The organism is Pseudomonas sp. 3A(2025) (assembly GCF_054589175.1).
Genome location: NZ_BAAILM010000039.1, coordinates 450,966 through 469,033, shown reverse-complemented (window position 1 = coordinate 469,033; position 18,068 = coordinate 450,966). Strand labels below are relative to the sequence as shown.

Here is an 18,068-nt window from a genome sequence, read left to right as displayed (position 1 = left end):
TCGGCCAGGTTGCATAATTGTTGGGAGTTTCACCCATGGCAGTTGCCTCCGGCGCCTTCAAGAAATCCCTCGAAAGTGGCAAGAAGCCCAAAGAGGTTCTGGTCAAGGTCGACAGGGTCACCAAGAAGTTCGACGAGACCGTGGCGGTGGACGACGTGTCCCTGCAAATCAACAAGGGCGAGATCTTTGCCCTGCTGGGCGGTTCCGGTTCCGGCAAGTCAACGCTGCTGCGTATGCTGGCCGGTTTCGAGCGGCCCACCGAAGGACGCATCTACCTCGATGGCGTCGACATCACCGACCTGCCGCCCTACGAGCGGCCGATCAACATGATGTTCCAGTCCTATGCGCTGTTTCCGCACATGACCGTGGCCGACAACATCGCCTTCGGCCTCAAGCAGGACAAACTGCCCAAGGCCGAGATCGACGAGCGCGTGGCCGAGATGCTCAAGCTGGTGCACATGACCCAGTACGCCAAACGCAAGCCGCACCAGCTCTCCGGTGGCCAGCGTCAGCGCGTGGCACTGGCGCGCTCGCTGGCCAAGAAGCCCAAGCTGCTGTTGCTCGACGAGCCGATGGGCGCGCTGGACAAGAAACTGCGCTCGCAGATGCAGCTTGAGCTGGTCGAGATCATCGAGCGCGTTGGCGTGACCTGCGTGATGGTCACCCACGACCAGGAAGAGGCCATGACCATGGCCGAGCGCATCGCCATCATGCACCTGGGCTGGATCGCACAGATCGGCAGCCCGATCGATATCTATGAAACCCCCACCAGCCGTCTGGTGTGCGAGTTCATCGGCAACGTCAACCTGTTCGACGGCGAAGTGGTCGAGGACATGGAAGGCTACGCCCTGATCCAGAGCCCGGAGCTGGAGCGACCGATCTACGTCGGTCACGGCGTCAGCACCTCGGTCGAAGACAAGAACATCACCTACGCCCTGCGCCCGGAAAAACTGCTGATCACCACCGAACAGCCGACCGTTGAATACAACTGGTCGCGGGGCAAGGTCCACGACATCGCTTATCTGGGCGGCCATTCGGTGTTCCATATCGAACTGCCCGGCGGCAAGCGCGTACAGTCGTTCGTGGCCAACGCCGAACGCCAGGGCGCACGTCCCACCTGGGGCGACGAAGTGTTCGTGTGGTGGGAAGACGACAGCGGCGTGGTACTGCGCTCATGAAAATACGCAAGATCAAGCGCGCCCTGGGGCGCATCCTGCCCAACGGGCGGCAAATGGTCATCGGCGCGCCATTTTTGTGGCTGTTCCTGTTCTTTGCCTTGCCGTTTTTGATTGTCCTCAAGATCAGCTTCGCCGAAGCCGATGTCGCGATTCCGCCGTACACCGAAGTCTTCACCTACGCCGAAGAAAAGCTGCAGTTGATCCTCAACTTCGGCAACTACTCGATGCTGGCTGGCGATGAGCTGTATCTGGCCGCGTATCTGGGCTCGTTGAAGGTCGCGTTTTTCAGCACGTTGCTGTGCCTGCTGATCGGTTACCCGATGGCCTACGGCATCGCCAATGCGCGCAAGGACATCCAGACCGTCTTGCTGCTGTTGATCATGATGCCGACCTGGACTGCGATCCTGATTCGCGTCTATGCGTGGATGGGCATCCTGGGCAACAACGGCCTGCTCAATGGGTTCCTGATGTGGCTGGGGCTGATCGACGAGCCGCTGCAGATCCTCAACACCAACATCGCGGTGTACATCGGCGTGGTCTATTCGTATCTGCCGTTCATGATCCTGCCGCTCTATGCCAACCTGGTCAAACACGACCAGAGCCTGCTGGAAGCCGCGTCCGACCTGGGGTCGAGCACCTTCAACAGCTTCTGGAAAATCACCGTGCCGCTGTCCAAGAACGGGATTATCGCCGGCTGCATGCTGGTGTTCATTCCGGTGGTGGGCGAGTTCGTCATTCCTGAACTGCTCGGTGGTCCGGAAACCCTGATGATCGGCAAAGTGCTGTGGCAGGAATTCTTCAATAACCGCGACTGGCCGGTGGCTTCGGCGCTGGCGGTCATCATGCTGCTGGTGCTGATCGTGCCCATCATCCTGTTCAACCGCAGTCAGGCCAAAGAACTGGAGGGCAAGGTATGAGAGGGTTCAAGTTCTCCAACCTGATGCTGGTCGTCGGCCTGTTGTTCATCTACCTGCCGATGCTGATTCTGGTCATCTACTCGTTCAACGACTCGCGTCTGGTGACCGTGTGGGGCGGCTGGTCGGTCAAGTGGTACGTGGGCCTGCTGGACAACACGCAACTGATGGGCTCGGTGATGCGCTCGCTGGAAGTGGCGTTCTACACCGCCATCGCCGCCGTGGCGCTGGGCACCATGGCGGCTTTCGTGCTGACCCGCATCTCGCGCTTCAAGGGCCGCACCGCGTTTGGCGGGCTGGTTACCGCACCGCTGGTGATGCCCGAAGTGATTACCGGCCTGTCGCTGTTGCTGCTGTTCGTGGCCATGGCGCAACTGATCGGCTGGCCCGCCGAGCGCGGCCTGCTGACCATCTGGATCGCCCACACCACGTTCTGCACCGCCTACGTGGCCGTGGTGGTCTCGGCACGCCTGCGCGAGCTGGACCTGTCGATCGAAGAAGCGGCCATGGACCTCGGTGCACGGCCCTGGAAGGTGTTCTTCCTGATCACCATCCCGATGATCGCGCCATCGCTGGCGGCCGGCGGCATGATGTCGTTTGCCCTGTCGCTGGACGACCTGGTACTGGCCAGCTTCGTGTCCGGGCCTGGCTCGACGACCTTGCCGATGGAAGTGTTCTCCGCTGTGCGTCTGGGGGTCAAACCCGAGATCAACGCGGTGGCCAGCCTGATTCTGCTGGCCGTGTCGCTGGCGACCTTTCTGGTCTGGTACTTCACCCGTCAGGCGGAAGAGCGCCGTAAAAAGGCGATTCAGCAAGCGATTGAAGAGGGCGCCAACTGGCAGCAGCCGGTCAAGGCTTGAGACTTTTTCGCAGCTGAAGCGGCTCCTACGGCATGTGCAGTTCGTAGGAGCGGCCGGGCGGCGATCCGCTTTAGCCGCGAAAGACACAAATCCTCAACCAATGTAGGACTCATCCAATTTTCCTGTAAGCCCGAAATTCACCACCTCCCGCTTGCTAGGCTGCGTCCCTCGACACGAGGGGCACCCCATGGCCGAACCCACCGGTAACAAATTCACCTCCGACTCCAGAGGCGAACCCACGCCGATGCCCGGGCTACTGGATCGCGGAGATCGAAACATCCCCTCACGTCAGGAGCCCCCTCCTGCACCGATTTACACCTACGAAAATCCCCCGCCCAGAGAGCGTTACCAACCGGAGCCTATGCCCGCTGAAGAGCCCGGCTTTTACATCGTAGAGAGCAGCCAGTCGCCTGCCGAGCTCTACCGTAGCCTGTTCGACGCCATGCCCGGCTCCGCAATGCTCTCATTCAGCAAGCTGAATCCCGGCCTGAGCGGCACGGTAAAGGCCGGCACGCTGATTGTGCTCAGCGACCCGAATGATCAATCGTGCACTTATGCGCAATCGCAACTGGTAGCGGCTGCTCACGAGGTCAAGGCCGCGTTGGCACCGCTGAGCGTGGAAGAGGCGGATTTCATGATGCGCCATGCGGGTGAGATTGCGGCTTTTACCGGAGAGACTTCTACGTGGCTGGGGGTGAGTGCGGCGGTGATGGAAGGGCATTTGGCTAAGCTGGGCGACACCTTGAAAAAAATCGAGACGCACCATCAGGATAGTTTTCGGCAACATGGCCATCTCAGGTCTCCGGAATTTTTTACCAAACGCCAGCAATTGCTCAAAGAGCTTGATGCGCAACTGTTGAACTCCAAACGCGTACGAGGCCTGACGACCTTCAATGATCAAGGGAAGTTGAAAAATGCATTGGGTATTTCCAGCCGTAGCCTTGTGCATCACTGGAGTAAAGCGGGTGCTCCTGGAGGAATTCCCGGTTATGCCTCACACGTAAAAGCAATCAGTCGCGCCACTACCTGGATGAAAACAGGTGGTTTTATCGGGATAGGCATTGGCGGTGTTTCCGGGCTGCTGGCGATTCAAGAGGTGTGTCAGGCGGGGAATGAAGAGGCATGCAGGAAGGTCAAGTTTGTCGAGGGTGGGAAGTTTTTGGGGGCGAGTGGTCTGGGGTTCTTAGGTGGTTCTGGAGCAGCAACGGTGGCAACACCGGTTTGTATTGGCATTGGTTTCCCTACCGCTGGCATCGGTACCGTGGCTTGTGCGGTTGCTGTAGTGGGTGTGTCAGCATTGGTCGGCACGGTCTCTGGGAACTGGTTGGGAGAGCTTGGGGGTGAGCTGCTATACGAAAGCGAATGGTTATGAGCGATCACGAACTTTGGTTACGGCTTGTTTTTTATACCCTGCCACTCGCGATGATCATGACAAGTATCGCCTTGGGTATCTACATTCGACGTATGTGCTTGAGTGCGATGCTTGAGTCGTTGAAAAACAGTCATTTGTTTTCCTTCCACCATGCTCGCGGGCTGGATTACCAAGGCTCGCTGTATCGCAATCTGTTAGTGCTCGATATCGGGACTGCATTGATTTTTTCAAAAATTAATATCCGGTCCGGTGTTTTGAATGCCGGGGAACTCGCACGCTTTTCACGCCGTTTTCGGGTAATGGCAGTCACTAATACCGTCTGCTTTTATGGAGCAGTGCTTGCCTTTTTGATTGTTTTTTCAACAGTGAAGCTGGAACGCTTTGTGAAGGAAGGCCATGCCTTTGATAGGGCCGCAGTACTGCACGTCTTGCTCTATAGCGGTCCCGTTATCGCTCTCTTGATCGCTTTTGGTTTGACTGTCTACACAGTCCACTATCGCCTGCACACCATGCTGGATGCGATCAAGCCCGGTCCTTCATCCAGACTCGACCGGGCGATTGAGATAGGAGAAGACCAAGCCTCTTGGCGCAGCATCCTGTTCATCAAACTCAGCAGGGCAGTGCTTTTCAAAAACAGGAAAAAAGGTGATGCGGCCCCTGATGTTTTTGACCTTGAAGCCTTGCCTGTCTCTTTCAAGCGTTTGGCACTGATCAGCCTGCTCTGTATGTACGTTGGCCTGGCTTGGCTGGTCGTTGTTATCGTGATGTACAACCTGAGCGACACTGCTGCATGAATGAACCCATCGCAGCTAAAGCAAATCACCCCCCACCTGCAACGCCTCCACCAACAACCGCGCCGGTGCCGACAGCGGGCTGTTATGCCGGCTGACCAGCGAAAACGGTTCGCTGCGTGACAGCAACGGCAAGCCCAACGGCGCAATGCCCATGCCGCTGGCGTTTTCAGCCACCGCCTGAGGCATCACCGCCACCAGTTGCGGGTCCTGCTGCAACAGCGTCAGGGTCGTAAACGTTGAGGCGGTCTCCAGTGCAAAGCGCGGAAACTCCAGGCCGGCCTCACTGAATTCGCGCTCCAGTACCAGGCGCATTGGCATATTGGTCGGGTAAACGATCCAGCCGTAGCCCTCAAGGTCCGCCAGCGCCAGATTGGGGAGGCCAGCCAGCGGGTGGCGGGTGTTGGCCACCACCCGCAGGGCTTCCGGTGCCAGGGGCAGGCAGTCGTAGGCTTCCGGGCGCTGGCTGACGCTGGTGCGGCAGATGGCAAGGTCCAGCCGGCCCTGATCGATCAGGCCGAGCAGTCGGGCGCTGGTGTCTTCGACGATCTCTACCGACAGTTCCGGCTGGGTCTGGCGTAGCCGGGCCAGGCTGTCGACCAGCATGGGCACCGCGCCCATGACCGTGCCGACAGCAATGCGCCCGCCCTGACCCTGCAGGATGCCGATCATTTCTTCGCGCAGGTGCGCCATGTCGCTGTGGATAAGTCGCGCGTAGCGAATTACGCAGCGGCCCAGATCATTGGGGGCCAAGCCCTGGCTGGTGCGGGTAAACAAGCGGGTGCCGAAGGCCGATTCGATTTCGTTGAGCGCCTGGGTCGCACCGGGCTGGGTGATCGACACTTGCTCGGCGGCCTTGTGCAGAGAGCCGTGGTCGTCCAGCGCGATCAACAAACGCAGCTGCTTGAGGCGCAAGCGGGAAATCAGCGAAGAGAGCGGTGCGATCATGGGGATAAGGGCCGCTTATTGCTTAATCAATGGCTCTCATTAGGCAGGCGGATGCGCGATTCGTAAAGTGCAGGTCACTTTCCCAGAACAAGAAGACCCTAATCATGCGATTGATTCAGTACCAGACCTCTGCCGGTGTTCGTCAGGTCGGCCTCGTCGAAGGCGATCAGGTGCACACCGTACTTGCCACCTCCAGCACCCGCGAACTGGCGCTGGCGGCCATTGGCGCAGGCCACGGCCTGCAGGACGAAGTGCTCAAGCGCGGCAGCGAGCCCGGCCCGCTGTACCGCGAGTTGCTTGAAGGCGGTCGCGTGCTGCCGCCGCTGGACCATGAAGACCCGGCGCATTGTCTGGTCAGCGGCACCGGCCTGACTCACCTGGGCAGCGCCGACACCCGCGACAAGATGCACCAGAAAAAAGACCAGGACGAAGCGACCCTGACCGACACGGCGCGGATGTTTCGCTGGGGCGTGGAGGGCGGTAAGCCGGGCGCCGGAAAGGTGGGTGCGCAGCCGGAGTGGTTCTACAAGGGCGATGGCAGCATCGTGCTGCGCCCCGGTGCCGACTTTCCGCTACCGACCTTTGCTGAAGACGTCGGCGAAGAGCCCGAACTGGTTGGCCTGTACGTGATCGGCCCGGACAGCAAACCGTATCGCCTGGGCTACGCGCTGGGCAACGAGCTGTCCGACCATGTTCTGGAGCGGCGCAGCTACCTGTACCTGGCGCACTCCAAACTGCGTTTCTGCGCTTACGGCCCGGAATTGCGCATCGGTGCATTGCCGGCGCATCTGGTCGGCACCAGCCGCATTCATCGAGATGGCGAAGTACTGTGGGAGAAGGAATTCCTCAGCGGCGAACAGAACATGTGCCACAGCCTGGAAAACCTCGAATACCACCACTTCAAATACCGCCAGTTCCTGCGTCCGGGTGACGTGCATGTGCATTTCTTCGGCACAGCCACCCTGTCGTTTGCCGACGCGATCAAGGCCCAGCCGGGTGATGTGTTCGAAATCGAAATACCCGAGTTCGGCGCCGCACTGCGCACCGGCATCGTGCAGGAAGAAAAACCGCTGGCGCCGGGCGCGATTGAGGGGCTGTGATACACGCATAGGGTCAAACGGGCGGCGACCCGTAGGACTGGCTTTAGCCGGGAAGCAGACAACACAATTTTGCGTCGTGCGCTTCGTGGGATTGCCGCCCAGGCTAAAGCGGAGCGCCGCCCGGCCATCCCTACGAGTTTGGCCTCAGATGAAAAATGTCTAAATCCGCTTAATCGTAACGCATCGATTCTAATGTGAAAGATCAGCATCGGGTTCACGCTTCAGCGATTTACCCGCCAGTGCAGAGCCTTCGACCTTGCTGAAAGCATCGATAGCGGCATCGGTGAAAAAGCTTCTGTAGTTCGGCGAGCGCTGTATGCGCGCAAGCCTGGCCAGTGCTTGTTCTTTGATTTTGGCGTTGACGTCGGTAGTCATCATCATGAACCTCGTGGTTGCCAACATCATAGTCTTGGGCCGCATGTATGCAAGGCCTTCGCCTTTCTACAACGGCGTCAAAACATTCATCACCGTATCCAGTGCCACACGCGTGTCATCGAGCTGCACCAGGGAGGCATAACGCGCTGCCAGGGCATCACGATTCTTGATCGCGGTCAGGATCGCCTGGTGGCGCGGCAGGCTCAGTTGCTGGGTGTTGGGGCGCAGGTTGGTGAGGTTGATCGACTCGCGCAGCGGCAACGACAGCATGTTGCACATGTAGGCCAGCAGGTCGTTGTGGGTGGCGTCAGCGATGGCGCGGTGAAAGTCCAGGTCGGGCTGGAGCATTTCTTCGCGGGTCTTGGCCGCTTCCATGCGCAGGTAAGCTTCTTCGATTACCGCGATGTCGGCATCGGTCGCGGTGGTGGCGGCGAGGGCGGCGATTTCCGGTTCCAGAATCCGCCGCACGCCGGCCAGGGTGTTGAAAAACTCACTGTGCGGCGTCGACTGCATCAACCAGAACAACACGTCCGGGTCGAGCAAATGCCACTCCACGCGCGGGCGCACCACAGTACCGACCCGTGGCCGCGAATACACCAGGCCCTTGGCGGTCAGCACCCGCGTCGCTTCGCGCAAGACCGGGCGGCTGACCTTGTACTCCTCGCACAGCGTGGCTTCCGGTGGCAGCTTTTCTTCAGGCTTGAAGCGGCCGGAAACGATATGCATGCCCAGCTCCTGAACGATCTGGGCGTGCATGCTTTTGCGTGGCTTGGGGGTCTGGTAATCCATAAAGACGCAAGGACTCTGGCGAAATGCGCTGCATCATACCATTGAGGCCAGCTTGAACCCCGTAGGAGCGGCCGGGCGGCGCTCCGCTTTAGCCGCGAATGGCGCAAATATCAAAAATGGCTGCGTCTGCTTCCCGGCTAAAGCCGGTCCTACGGATTGCACCCGTCAATGCGAATGGCGGGGCACCTCCGAGCCGCGGCAGCCGACCAGAAAGTCAAAGTCGCAGCCTTCGTCGGCTTGCAGCACATGGTCGACGTACAGGCGGCTGTAGCCGCTGGAGAAGATTTTCGCCGAGGTGTCGGGCTTCAGATCAAGCAGGCGGCCTTGCAGTTCTTCATCGCTGATGTCCAGGTGCAGGCGGCCGGTCAGGCAGTCCAGTTCGATGAAGTCACCGTTATGCACCGCCGCCAACGGGCCACCGGCCGCCGCTTCCGGAGCGACGTGCAGCACCACGGTGCCGTAGGCAGTGCCGCTCATCCGGGCATCGGAAATGCGCACCATGTCGGTCACGCCCTTGGCCAGCACCTTGGGCGGCAGGCCCATGTTGCCGACTTCGGCCATGCCCGGATACCCCTTGGGGCCGGCGTTCTTGAGCACCAGCACGCAGGTTTCATCGACGTCCAGGTCCGGGTCGGCGATGCGCGCCTTGTAGTCGTCGAAGTTCTCGAACACCACCGCGCGGCCGCGATGCTGCATCAAGGCTGGCGTGGCCGCCGACGGTTTGACCACCGCACCGCGTGGCGCCAGGTTGCCGCGCAGGATGCACAGGCCACCGTCGGCCACCAGCGGGTTGTCGATCGGGCGGATCACTTCGTCGTTGTACTGCGGCGAGGCCTGACAGTTCTGCCAGATACTCTTGCCGTTGGCGGTCAGGGCATCGGGGTTGGGCAGCAGGCCGTTTTCACCGAGGCGGCGAATCACCGCAGGCAGGCCGCCGGCGTAGTAGAACTCTTCCATCAAAAAGCGCCCGGACGGCTGCATGTCGACCAGTGTCGGCGTGCCGCGACCCACGCGGGTCCAGTCCTCCAGGTCCAGCTCGACGCCAATGCGCCCGGCGATGGCCTTGAGGTGGATCACCGCGTTGGTCGAGCCGCCGATGGCGGCGTTGACCTTGATCGCGTTCTCGAAGGCGGCCTTGGTGAGAATCTTCGACAAGCGCAGGTCTTCGCGGACCATGTCGACGATGCGCATGCCCGACAAGTGCGCCAGCACATAGCGGCGTGAGTCCACCGCCGGAATGGCGGCGTTGTGCGGCAGCGAGGTGCCCAGCGCTTCGGCCATGCAGGCCATGGTCGAGGCAGTGCCCATAGTGTTGCAGGTGCCGGCTGAGCGCGACATGCCGGCTTCGGCCGAGAGAAATTCGTCGAGGCTGATCTGCCCGCCCTTATAGGCTTCGTGCATCTGCCAGACCACGGTGCCGGAACCGATGTCCTTGCCTTTGTGCTTGCCGTTGAGCATCGGCCCGCCGGTAACGACGATGGCCGGCACGTCGCAACTGGCCGCGCCCATCAGCAGCGCCGGCGTGGTCTTGTCGCAGCCGGTGAGCAGTACCACAGCGTCCACCGGGTTGCCGCGAATGGCCTCTTCAACGTCCATGCTCGCCAGGTTGCGGGTCAGCATGGCGGTGGGGCGCAGGTTGGATTCGCCGCTGGAGAACACCGGAAATTCCACCGGAAAGCCGCCGGCTTCCAGCACGCCTTTCTTCACATGCTCGGCGATCTTGCGGAAATGCGCGTTGCACGGGGTCAGTTCCGACCAGGTGTTGCAGATGCCGATGATCGGCTTGCCCTGAAACTCATGGTCCGGGATGCCTTGGTTCTTCATCCAGCTGCGGTACATGAAGCCGTTCTTGTCGGCGGTACCGAACCATTGGGCGGAGCGCAGCGGGGTCTTTTTATCGGTCATGATCAGGCAACTCTTATTGTATGACTATTTAAAGGCTGTGCTCGAAACATACACCAGATGAAGGACGTTTCAAATGGTTGCGAGCTAAATAGTATTACTATATTGTCTCGATCAGTGAGCAGGTCCCGCTTTTTCAGGCTGTTCGCCGGTGATTAGTCAGATCAATCATGACTAACGAATCCATAACAAAAACAATTGGAGAACACCTATGAATCCGGAAGCTCGGATCATTCGCAGGCTCACGCTCAGGTTGATTCCGTTCCTGATCCTGCTGTACCTGGTCGCGTTCATCGACCGCTCCGCCGTCGGTTTTGCCAAATTGCACATGAACGCCGATCTGGGCCTGAGCGACATGGCTTATGGCTTCGGTGCCGGGTTGTTCTTCATCGGCTATTTCATCTTCGAGGTGCCCAGCAATCTGCTGCTGGAGCGGTTCGGTGCGCGGCGCTGGTTTGCCCGCATCCTCATCACCTGGGGCCTGATCACCGTCGGCATGGCCTTTGTGCAGGGCGCCTACAGCTTTTATGTGATGCGCTTTCTGTTGGGCGCTGCCGAAGCGGGCTTCTTCCCGGGCGTTTTGTACTACATCACCCGCTGGTTCCCGGTACGCAATCGCGGCAAGGTGCTGGGTTTCTTTATCCTGTCGCAGCCCATTGCGCTGATGGTCACCGGCCCCCTGGCTGGCTGGTTACTGGGCATGAACGGCATTTTTGGCCTGGCCGGCTGGCAATGGCTGTTCATTCTCATTGGTATCCCGGCGGTGCTGCTGGCCTGGCCGACCCTGAAGATTTTGCCCGACACGCCCAAGGATGCCCGCTGGCTGGCCGAGGTCGACCGGCAGTGGCTGCTCGGCGAGCTGGAAAAGGACCGCGCCGAATATGGCCAGACCGACCATACCAATCCGTTGCGCGCCCTGGCCGATCGCCGCGTGTTGCTGCTGGCGTTGCTGTACCTGCCCAGCACCTTGAGCACCTACGGCCTGAGCCTGTGGTTGCCAACGCTGGTGCATCAGTTTGGCGGCAGTGACCTGACCACCGGCTTTATCTCGGCGATTCCTTACATCTTCGGTGTGCTGGGCCTGCTGTTGATCCCGCGCAGTTCCGACCGCCTCAATGACCGTTACGGCCACCTCACCGTGTTGTACATCCTCGGCGCCACGGGCCTGTTCTTCAGTGCCTGGCTGAGTATGCCGGGCTGGCAACTGGCGGCGTTGTGCCTGACCGCATTCAGCCTGTTCTCGGTGACGGCGATCTTCTGGGTGCTGCCGGGGCGCTTTTTGTCCGGCGCCAGCGCGGCCGCCGGCATTGCCCTGATCAACTCGTTCGGCAACCTGGGCGGCTACATCGGCCCGTTCGGTATCGGCGCGCTCAAGGAGTACACCGGCACGTTGTCGTCGGGGCTGTATTTCCTGGCGCTGGTGATGCTCAGCGGTGTCGTGCTGACCTGGATCGTCTACACCCAGCTGGAAAAGAAATCCCAGGCCCGCGCTGCGGCCCTCGGACAGCCATCCTGACCCTTGAGGCGGGCACGGATGCCCGCCGTTCCGGAGTACCTGCATGACCTCCAATACGAATAAAAAGCTCAAAGTCGCGATTGTCGGCTCGGGCAATATCGGCACCGATTTGATGATCAAGGTGCTGCGCAATGCCCGGCACCTGGAAATGGGCGCGATGGTCGGCATCGATCCGGCCTCCGACGGCCTGGCCCGCGCCGCACGCCTGGGCGTGGCGATCACCCACGAAGGCGTCGAAGGCCTGACCCGTTTGCCGGTGTTCGACGAAATCGATTTTGTCTTCGACGCCACCTCGGCCGGCGCGCATGTCAAAAACGACGCTTTGCTGCGCTCGGTCAAGCCGGGCATCCGCCTGATCGACCTGACGCCGGCGGCCATCGGCCCGTATTGTGTGCCGGTCGCCAACCTTGAGCAGAACCTCGACCAGTTGAACGTGAACATGGTGACCTGCGGCGGCCAGGCGACCATTCCCATCGTCGCGGCGGTGTCGCGGGTGGCCAGGGTGCATTACGCCGAAATCGTCGCCTCGATTGCCAGCAAATCCGCCGGCCCCGGCACCCGTGCCAATATCGATGAATTCACCGAAACCACCTCGCGCGCCATTGAGGCGATTGGCGGCGCGGGCAAGGGCAAGGCGATCATCGTCATGAACCCGGCCGAACCGCCGCCAATGATGCGCGACACGGTGTTTGTGTTGTCCGAGGCGGCTGATCAACATCTGATCGAAGCCTCCATCGAAGAGATGGTCGCGGCCGTGCACGCCTATGTGCCGGGCTATCGGCTCAAGCAGCGCGTGCAATTCGAGGTGATTCCCGAGCACGCGCCGCTGAATATTCCAGGGCTGGGCCGGTTTTCCGGGCTCAAGACCTCGGTGTTTCTCGAAGTCGAAGGCGCCGCCCATTACCTGCCAGCCTATGCCGGCAACCTCGACATCATGACCTCCGCCGCCCTGGCCACCGCCGAGCGCATGGCGCAGTCGATGCTGAACGCCAAGGAGCCTCGCAATGACGTTTGATCCGGCCAAGAAACTCTATATCTCCGACGTGACCCTGCGTGACGGCAGCCATGCCGTGCGTCACCAATATTCGATCCAGAACGTCCAGGACATCGCCCGGGCGCTGGACCGCGCCAAGGTCGACAGCATCGAAGTCGCGCATGGCGACGGCCTGCAAGGCTCCAGCTTCAACTATGGTTTTGCCGCCCACTCGGACCTTGAGTGGATCGAAGCGGTGGCCGATGTCATCAGCCATGCGCGGATCACCACCTTGCTGCTGCCGGGCATCGGCACGGTGCACGACCTCAAGGCCGCCTATGACGCCGGCGCTCGCGTGGTGCGGGTGGCCACGCATTGCACCGAGGCCGATGTCTCGAAACAGCACATTGAATATGCCCGCGAGCTGGGCATGGACACCGTGGGCTTTCTGATGATGAGCCACATGATCGCGCCCGAGCAGTTGGCGGCGCAGGCACGCTTGATGGAAAGCTACGGCGCCACGTGCGTGTACATGGCCGACTCGGGCGGCGCGATGAGCATGCAGGATGTGCGCGAGCGCTTCCGGGCATTCAAGGCGGTGCTCAAGCCCGAGACCGAAACCGGCATGCACGCGCACCACAACCTGTCGTTGGGCGTGGCCAACTCGATTGTCGCGGTGGAAGAGGGTTGCGACCGCATCGACGCCAGTCTCGCCGGCATGGGCGCCGGCGCCGGCAATGCGCCGCTGGAGGTGCTCATCGCCGCCATCGACCGCCTGGGCTGGAACCACGGCACTGATCTTTACACGCTAATGGATGCTGCCGACGACATCGTGCGGCCGTTGCAGGACCGCCCGGTGCGGGTCGACCGCGAATCGCTGGCGCTGGGCTATGCCGGCGTGTACTCAAGCTTTCTGCGCCATGCCGAAGCAGCGGCGGCGCGTTACGGGCTCAAGACCGTGGACATCCTCGTCGAGCTGGGTAAGCGGCGGATGGTCGGCGGCCAGGAAGACATGATCGTCGACGTGGCACTGGATCTGTTGAAGCGTGCGTAAACCCTACCTGCCAGGCACCAACCGCAACTCTCCCTGACTGTGCGCCGCTACATCGGCTTCGTTCAGGTGCTGCGGCACATAGTCACCGCGAATATACGCCTGCGCCTGATCGGCATAATGCCGGTCAAACGGCACGCCGCTCTGGCCGACCGGGTTGATGCCCAGCGCATGTTCCGGGTCGGCAAAGTCGATCAGGCGCCGGGTCGAGGGGCCGTAGCCCACCGGCCATGGCGCAGGGCTCAGGCGTGACGACAGGTTGTTCGGCACTTCATGCGTGCCCGGTGCCGCAAACGGGCCGACGTTCAGCAGCCAGTCCAGCGGCTTTTGTGCGCCCAAGGGGTGCGCATGGGTCAGCGGATGGGCCTTGCCCCACTGCCATTGCTTCGGGTCCGGGCCATATAGCGCGGTGAGGTGGCTGATGCTGGCGCGCCACGCGGCCCTGACGATATCGGTACGGGTTTCGCTCAGCAGCGAGCCACGATTGTTCCACCACGGCGAGTCCTCATCGGCGGCCAGGCGCGGCAGCGCCGAATCGAATACCCGGGTCGACAGCAAGGTGTCGAACAGCGCGTCGCCCAGCTCATCCTTGAAGGTCTTTTCGGTCAGTGCAAACAGGAACTGGTTGAACAGCGTGGCCGAGACCGAGTCCAGCGGGTAATCGCCTCGCCAGTCGGCCATTTTCTCAAGCAACTGCTGTTCGCCATGGTCACTGACCACCTGACGCAGCACCGGCAGCAACGGCCTGAGAATGCTCCGTGCGTAATCGGTGCCGGTGTCCAGTTGCAGCGCCTTGCTCGATGGCACATCCCATTTGATCGCCGGATCGCGTAACTGGCGGTCAAGCTGCTGGCCGCGTTCGGGCGGGTTGTAGTAGCCAGCAATCTCGATGCCGGCCGGCGACAGCGGCTGGAAATTGGCCGAAAGAATATAGCCGCGCGCCGGGTTTTCTTCCTGCGGGTTGGCGCTGAACGGGTGAAAGCCCGCTTTGTCGGCCTGATCGGTGCTGCCATCGAGAATAAAGTTCGGGTTGACCCCAACCGGACGAATCGGCAACTGGCCGGTCGCCCACCAGCCGATATCGCCGCGCGCGCTGGCCCAGACAATATTGAGCCCCGGCGCCTGAATCTTTTCGGCAGCATGGCGCATCTTGCCCAGCGTATCGGCGCGATTGGCCTCGTAGAAGCCGTCGAGCAACGGGTTGTCCGTTTCCAGAAACGCCCACCACATGGCAATTGGCGTGTTGCTGGCGTTACGGCCCAAGGCATCGTTGATGATCGGCCCGTGCGGCGAGCGGCGCAGCGTCAGGGTGACCGGCGCCTGGCCCTTGACCAGTATTTGCTGTTCGCTGCGGGTCATGTCGACCCAGCGGCCCTGATACCAGACCTGCTCGGGGTTGACGGGGTTGGTTTTTTCGGCGATCAGGTCCAGGTCGTCGTTCTGGAACATGGTCAGGCTCCAGCCGAAATCGCGGTTATGCCCCAGAAACGCGAATGGGTTGAGGGCCTGATAATGGCCGTACAGCTCAAAGTCCGGTGCCGACAGATGCGCTTCGTACCACACCGCCGGTACTGAAAAGCGGATATGCGGATCACCGGCCAGCAGCGGTTTGCCACTGCGCGTACGGCTACCGTCGATGGCCCAGGCGTTACTGCCTTCGAACTGCGGCAAGCCGGCGTCCTGCAACGCCTGATGGCTCAGGTGTGCCAGCGCGCCCAGGCCTTGCCAGTCGGCCTGGCTGAGGGCCGGCGGGCCGCCGAGGAGGCCGTCGGAGTGCCAGTCCAGATCGAAAACCTTGAGGTAATCGGCGCCCAGTTCGTCGCGCACATAGGTCAACAACGGCTCGGTACGAAACGCCGCCGCAAAGCTGTAGGCCAGATAGCCGCCGACGCTCAGGGTGTCTTCGGCCGTGAACGGGCGCGGCGTAATGCCCAGCAGGTCGAATTCCAGCGGGCGCGGGTTGTGCTGCTGGTACTGGTTGATGCCGTCCAGATAGCTTTGTAGCGCTTGCCAACTGGGCGTGCTGCGATCCTGACGGGCGACATAGGCGTCGGCGTGCTCGCGAATGCGCAGGCTGCGAAACAGCTTGTCGGTGTCGACCAGCTTGGGGCCGAGCACTTCGGCCAGTTCGCCGCGTGCCAGGCGCCGGAGCATTTCCATCTGGAACAAGCGATCCTGGGCATGCACATAGCCCAGCGCACGGTACAGATCGGCCTGATTTTCAGCGCGAATGTGCGGCACGCCACGCTCGTCGTAACGCACGCTGACTGGCGCCTGCAAACCCTCAAGCGTCAGTTCGCCCTGGCGCAGCGGTTGTTTGCTGTGCACATACCAGGCCGCGCCGGCGGCGATCAGGGCGACAAGAATGCCGAGCGTCAGGGCGGCAATGATCAGACGACGTTTCATTCAATATCTCGGTAAGGGCGCGGGCGACTTGCCAGCCTCAAGCAGACAGAAGAATATCGTTAGCCTGTGTTACCTGAAACCTGTGGATGCCTTATGTCCGACACCTTCAACTCCGAGCACTTACGCGCCAGCCTGCCACCGCTGAGTGGCAGTGACGCGCTGTCGCCCGATGGCCAGACCTATCAGCGCTTCTACGGACTTGGCGCGCTGGGCGGCGAACACGTCGTGCGTAGCTGGCTGGGACGCCTGGACGTGGCCGGCTACGAGATCGTCGGTCAGGTCTGGTTGCCCGAGCGGCCGGTAGCGACGTTGATTCTGATGCACGGCTTCTATGACCACATGGGCTTGTACCGGCACGTCGTCGAGTGGGCGCTGGCGCAACATTTTGCGGTGATTTCCTGTGACCTTCCGGGGCACGGCCTGTCCAGCGGCAGCCGCGCCAGCATCGGTGATTTCGCCGAATACCAGACCGTGCTGCAACGCCTGTTGGTCGAGGCCGAAGCCTTGAAGCTACCGCAACCCTGGCATTTGTGCGGGCAGAGCACGGGCGGTGCGATCGTGGTCGACCATGTGCTGCATCGCGGCGCCGACAGCCCGGCGCAAGGCCAGGTGATTCTGCTGTCGCCGCTGGTGCGGCCACGGGCCTGGGGCTGGTCGAAAGCCAGCTATTACCTGCTGCGTCCGTTTGTCAGCGGGATTGCCCGGCGCTTCACGGAAAACTCCAATGCGCCGGCGTTTTTGCCGTTTTTGCTTGCCGACCCGTTGCAGCCCAAGCGTCTGCCAACCGCCTGGGTCGGTGCGCTGGCGCGCTGGATCGTGCACATCGAAAACGCCCCGCGCAGCACGCGAACGCCGCTGATCGTGCAGGGCGAGTCGGACATGACGGTGGACTGGAGCCACAATCTGGGCGTGCTCAACGACAAGTTCCACGAACCGCAGGTCCTGATGCTGCGCGAAGCCCGGCATCACCTGGCCAACGAAATCCCGGAACTGCGTGCGCGGTATTTCGAGTTTCTGAATGGACGGATCGGTTAAGGCGCCAGGCTCGAATTGCTCTGCCCGACCGCCAGGCCTGCACGAATCGCCGCCAAGGCGGCCTGGTAATACGCACGGCCTTCGGCCGACTCGGCAAAGCTTGCGAACTCTTCCAGCTCCGGGTCCGACAGGTCGCGGTACACGTACAGCAAGGTGTTGTTGAGGTCTGCCTGAATCTGGCTCATCAGCCGTTCGCGCTGGCCTTCAAGCATGCCCTGCGCCTGCCCGCCGCCCAGCAGGCCGGGAATCATCTGGCTCAGGCTGTCGGCGGCCACACCGGCCAGGGCCAGGCTGACTTCGGCGCCGGCCTGTTTGGCCGGCAGCGCCTGGGCCAGATGGCCGATCAGCAACTGACGGCTCGCGTCGGCCTCGATGACCGGCAAGCCCTGGGTGTGTTTGGCCAACTGATCGGCACGGGTCGCGGTCAGTTCGGCATTGACGATCTTGCGCCCCAGCGGCGACTGGAAAAAGCGCAGCGCAGGGGCCGGGTCGTTGAGCGTTTCACGCAGGCGCTGTTCGGCCCGCTGATCGACAGCCGCCGGGGCAAAACGCTGATTGCTGTTGTTGACCAGTGCCTGAAACACCGCAGGCGGCAGGTTGGCGCTATAGCGCTGCTGCGCCGCTTTAAGGGCATCATTGAAATGCGCCCGTTGCTGTTGCCAGCCGGCAGCCTTGTATAACTGGTCGAAGCCGTCTGCCCAGGCAGGTAGCGCGCACAACATCAACAACACAACACACAAACGACGCATTCGGTACTCCTGTCGGCAGGCCGCTATTGTCCGGTTGTTGGCGGGGATTTGTCGAGTTGTGACTGCCTGTATCAAAAAGCTGTTTGTCCGCGCAGGCGCTGCTATCGGT

16 protein-coding genes are annotated in these 18,068 nt (G+C 61.4%); 10 read left to right on the top strand and 6 right to left on the bottom strand.

The window, feature by feature from the left end; translation table 11 throughout:
• Window positions 1-35: 35 nt before the first annotated feature.
• From potA to ACYP2A_RS17655, 5 genes are all read left to right on the top strand, one after another.
• Window positions 36-1,178: a polyamine ABC transporter ATP-binding protein gene (gene potA, locus ACYP2A_RS17675; RefSeq protein WP_459746908.1), complete on the top strand. Its 1,143-nt coding sequence runs from the start codon at window positions 36-38 to the stop codon at window positions 1,176-1,178.
• 35 nt (window positions 1,179-1,213) lie between these two features.
• Window positions 1,214-2,095: an ABC transporter permease subunit gene (locus tag ACYP2A_RS17670; RefSeq protein ID WP_459746936.1), complete on the top strand. Its 882-nt coding sequence runs from the start codon at window positions 1,214-1,216 to the stop codon at window positions 2,093-2,095.
• Entirely contained in the window at window positions 2,092-2,952 is an 861-nt protein-coding gene (locus tag ACYP2A_RS17665) for an ABC transporter permease subunit (RefSeq protein WP_459746907.1), read from the top strand. Before ACYP2A_RS17670 ends, ACYP2A_RS17665 begins: the two co-directional genes overlap by 4 nt.
• A gap of 187 nt (window positions 2,953-3,139) precedes the next feature.
• Window positions 3,140-4,324 carry a hypothetical protein gene (locus ACYP2A_RS17660; RefSeq protein ID WP_459746905.1) on the top strand — a complete coding sequence of 395 codons (1,185 nt, stop codon included), beginning with the start codon at window positions 3,140-3,142 and terminating at the stop codon, window positions 4,322-4,324.
• Complete coding sequence (locus tag ACYP2A_RS17655) at window positions 4,321-5,118, top strand: hypothetical protein (RefSeq protein WP_459746904.1); 798 nt, start codon at window positions 4,321-4,323, stop codon at window positions 5,116-5,118. The genes ACYP2A_RS17660 and ACYP2A_RS17655 overlap by 4 nt, the downstream gene beginning before the upstream one ends.
• Before the next feature lie 15 nt (window positions 5,119-5,133).
• On the opposite strand, the gene ACYP2A_RS17650 is transcribed toward ACYP2A_RS17655, so the two are convergent.
• Entirely contained in the window at window positions 5,134-6,063 is a 930-nt protein-coding gene (locus tag ACYP2A_RS17650; RefSeq protein WP_459746902.1) for a LysR family transcriptional regulator, read from the bottom strand.
• Between the two features lie 104 nt (window positions 6,064-6,167).
• Here ACYP2A_RS17650 and araD1 point away from each other — a divergent pair, with 104 nt between their 5' ends.
• Window positions 6,168-7,163, top strand: coding sequence for an AraD1 family protein (gene araD1, locus ACYP2A_RS17645; protein WP_459746901.1), 996 nt, complete (start codon window positions 6,168-6,170; stop codon window positions 7,161-7,163).
• A 189-nt stretch (window positions 7,164-7,352) separates the two neighbouring features.
• Here araD1 and ACYP2A_RS17640 read toward each other — a convergent pair whose 3' ends face one another.
• The 3 genes from ACYP2A_RS17640 to ACYP2A_RS17630 all read right to left on the bottom strand — a co-directional run bounded on the left by ACYP2A_RS17640 (window position 7,353) and on the right by ACYP2A_RS17630 (window position 10,232).
• A complete protein-coding gene (locus ACYP2A_RS17640; protein WP_459746899.1) occupies window positions 7,353-7,583 on the bottom strand; it encodes a hypothetical protein in 231 nt (76 codons plus the stop codon).
• Between the two features lie 21 nt (window positions 7,584-7,604).
• Complete coding sequence (locus tag ACYP2A_RS17635) at window positions 7,605-8,327, bottom strand: FadR/GntR family transcriptional regulator (RefSeq protein WP_459746898.1); 723 nt, start codon at window positions 8,325-8,327, stop codon at window positions 7,605-7,607.
• 165 nt (window positions 8,328-8,492) lie between these two features.
• Window positions 8,493-10,232, bottom strand: a complete 1,740-nt coding sequence (locus tag ACYP2A_RS17630; RefSeq protein ID WP_459746896.1) for an IlvD/Edd family dehydratase — start codon at window positions 10,230-10,232, stop codon at window positions 8,493-8,495.
• A 208-nt stretch (window positions 10,233-10,440) separates the two neighbouring features.
• Between ACYP2A_RS17630 and ACYP2A_RS17625 the strand changes: the two genes are divergently transcribed.
• Genes ACYP2A_RS17625 through dmpG form a run of 3 tightly spaced genes read left to right on the top strand, consistent with a single transcriptional unit; the run spans window position 10,441 to window position 13,772 of the window.
• Window positions 10,441-11,745 (top strand): MFS transporter, encoded by a 1,305-nt coding sequence (locus ACYP2A_RS17625; RefSeq protein WP_459746895.1) that lies wholly within the window; start codon window positions 10,441-10,443, stop codon window positions 11,743-11,745.
• Window positions 11,746-11,788: 43 nt separating this feature from the next.
• Window positions 11,789-12,760 carry an acetaldehyde dehydrogenase (acetylating) gene (locus tag ACYP2A_RS17620; protein ID WP_459746893.1) on the top strand — a complete coding sequence of 324 codons (972 nt, stop codon included), beginning with the start codon at window positions 11,789-11,791 and terminating at the stop codon, window positions 12,758-12,760.
• Window positions 12,750-13,772 carry a 4-hydroxy-2-oxovalerate aldolase gene (dmpG, locus tag ACYP2A_RS17615; protein WP_459746892.1) on the top strand — a complete coding sequence of 341 codons (1,023 nt, stop codon included), beginning with the start codon at window positions 12,750-12,752 and terminating at the stop codon, window positions 13,770-13,772. Before ACYP2A_RS17620 ends, dmpG begins: the two co-directional genes overlap by 11 nt.
• Window positions 13,773-13,775: 3 nt before the next feature.
• Here the strand turns inward: dmpG and ACYP2A_RS17610 are convergent, their stop codons facing one another.
• Entirely contained in the window at window positions 13,776-16,175 is a 2,400-nt protein-coding gene (locus ACYP2A_RS17610; RefSeq protein ID WP_459746890.1) for a penicillin acylase family protein, read from the bottom strand.
• Window positions 16,176-16,268: 93 nt separating this feature from the next.
• Here ACYP2A_RS17610 and bipL point away from each other — a divergent pair, with 93 nt between their 5' ends.
• Window positions 16,269-17,210 (top strand): phospholipase BipL, encoded by a 942-nt coding sequence (gene bipL / locus ACYP2A_RS17605; RefSeq protein WP_459746888.1) that lies wholly within the window; start codon window positions 16,269-16,271, stop codon window positions 17,208-17,210.
• On the opposite strand, the gene ACYP2A_RS17600 is transcribed toward bipL, so the two are convergent.
• A complete protein-coding gene (locus tag ACYP2A_RS17600; protein ID WP_459746887.1) occupies window positions 17,207-17,959 on the bottom strand; it encodes a DUF2059 domain-containing protein in 753 nt (250 codons plus the stop codon). The two genes, bipL and ACYP2A_RS17600, sit on opposite strands and share 4 nt — an antisense overlap.
• Between the last annotated feature and the right edge of the window lie 109 nt (window positions 17,960-18,068).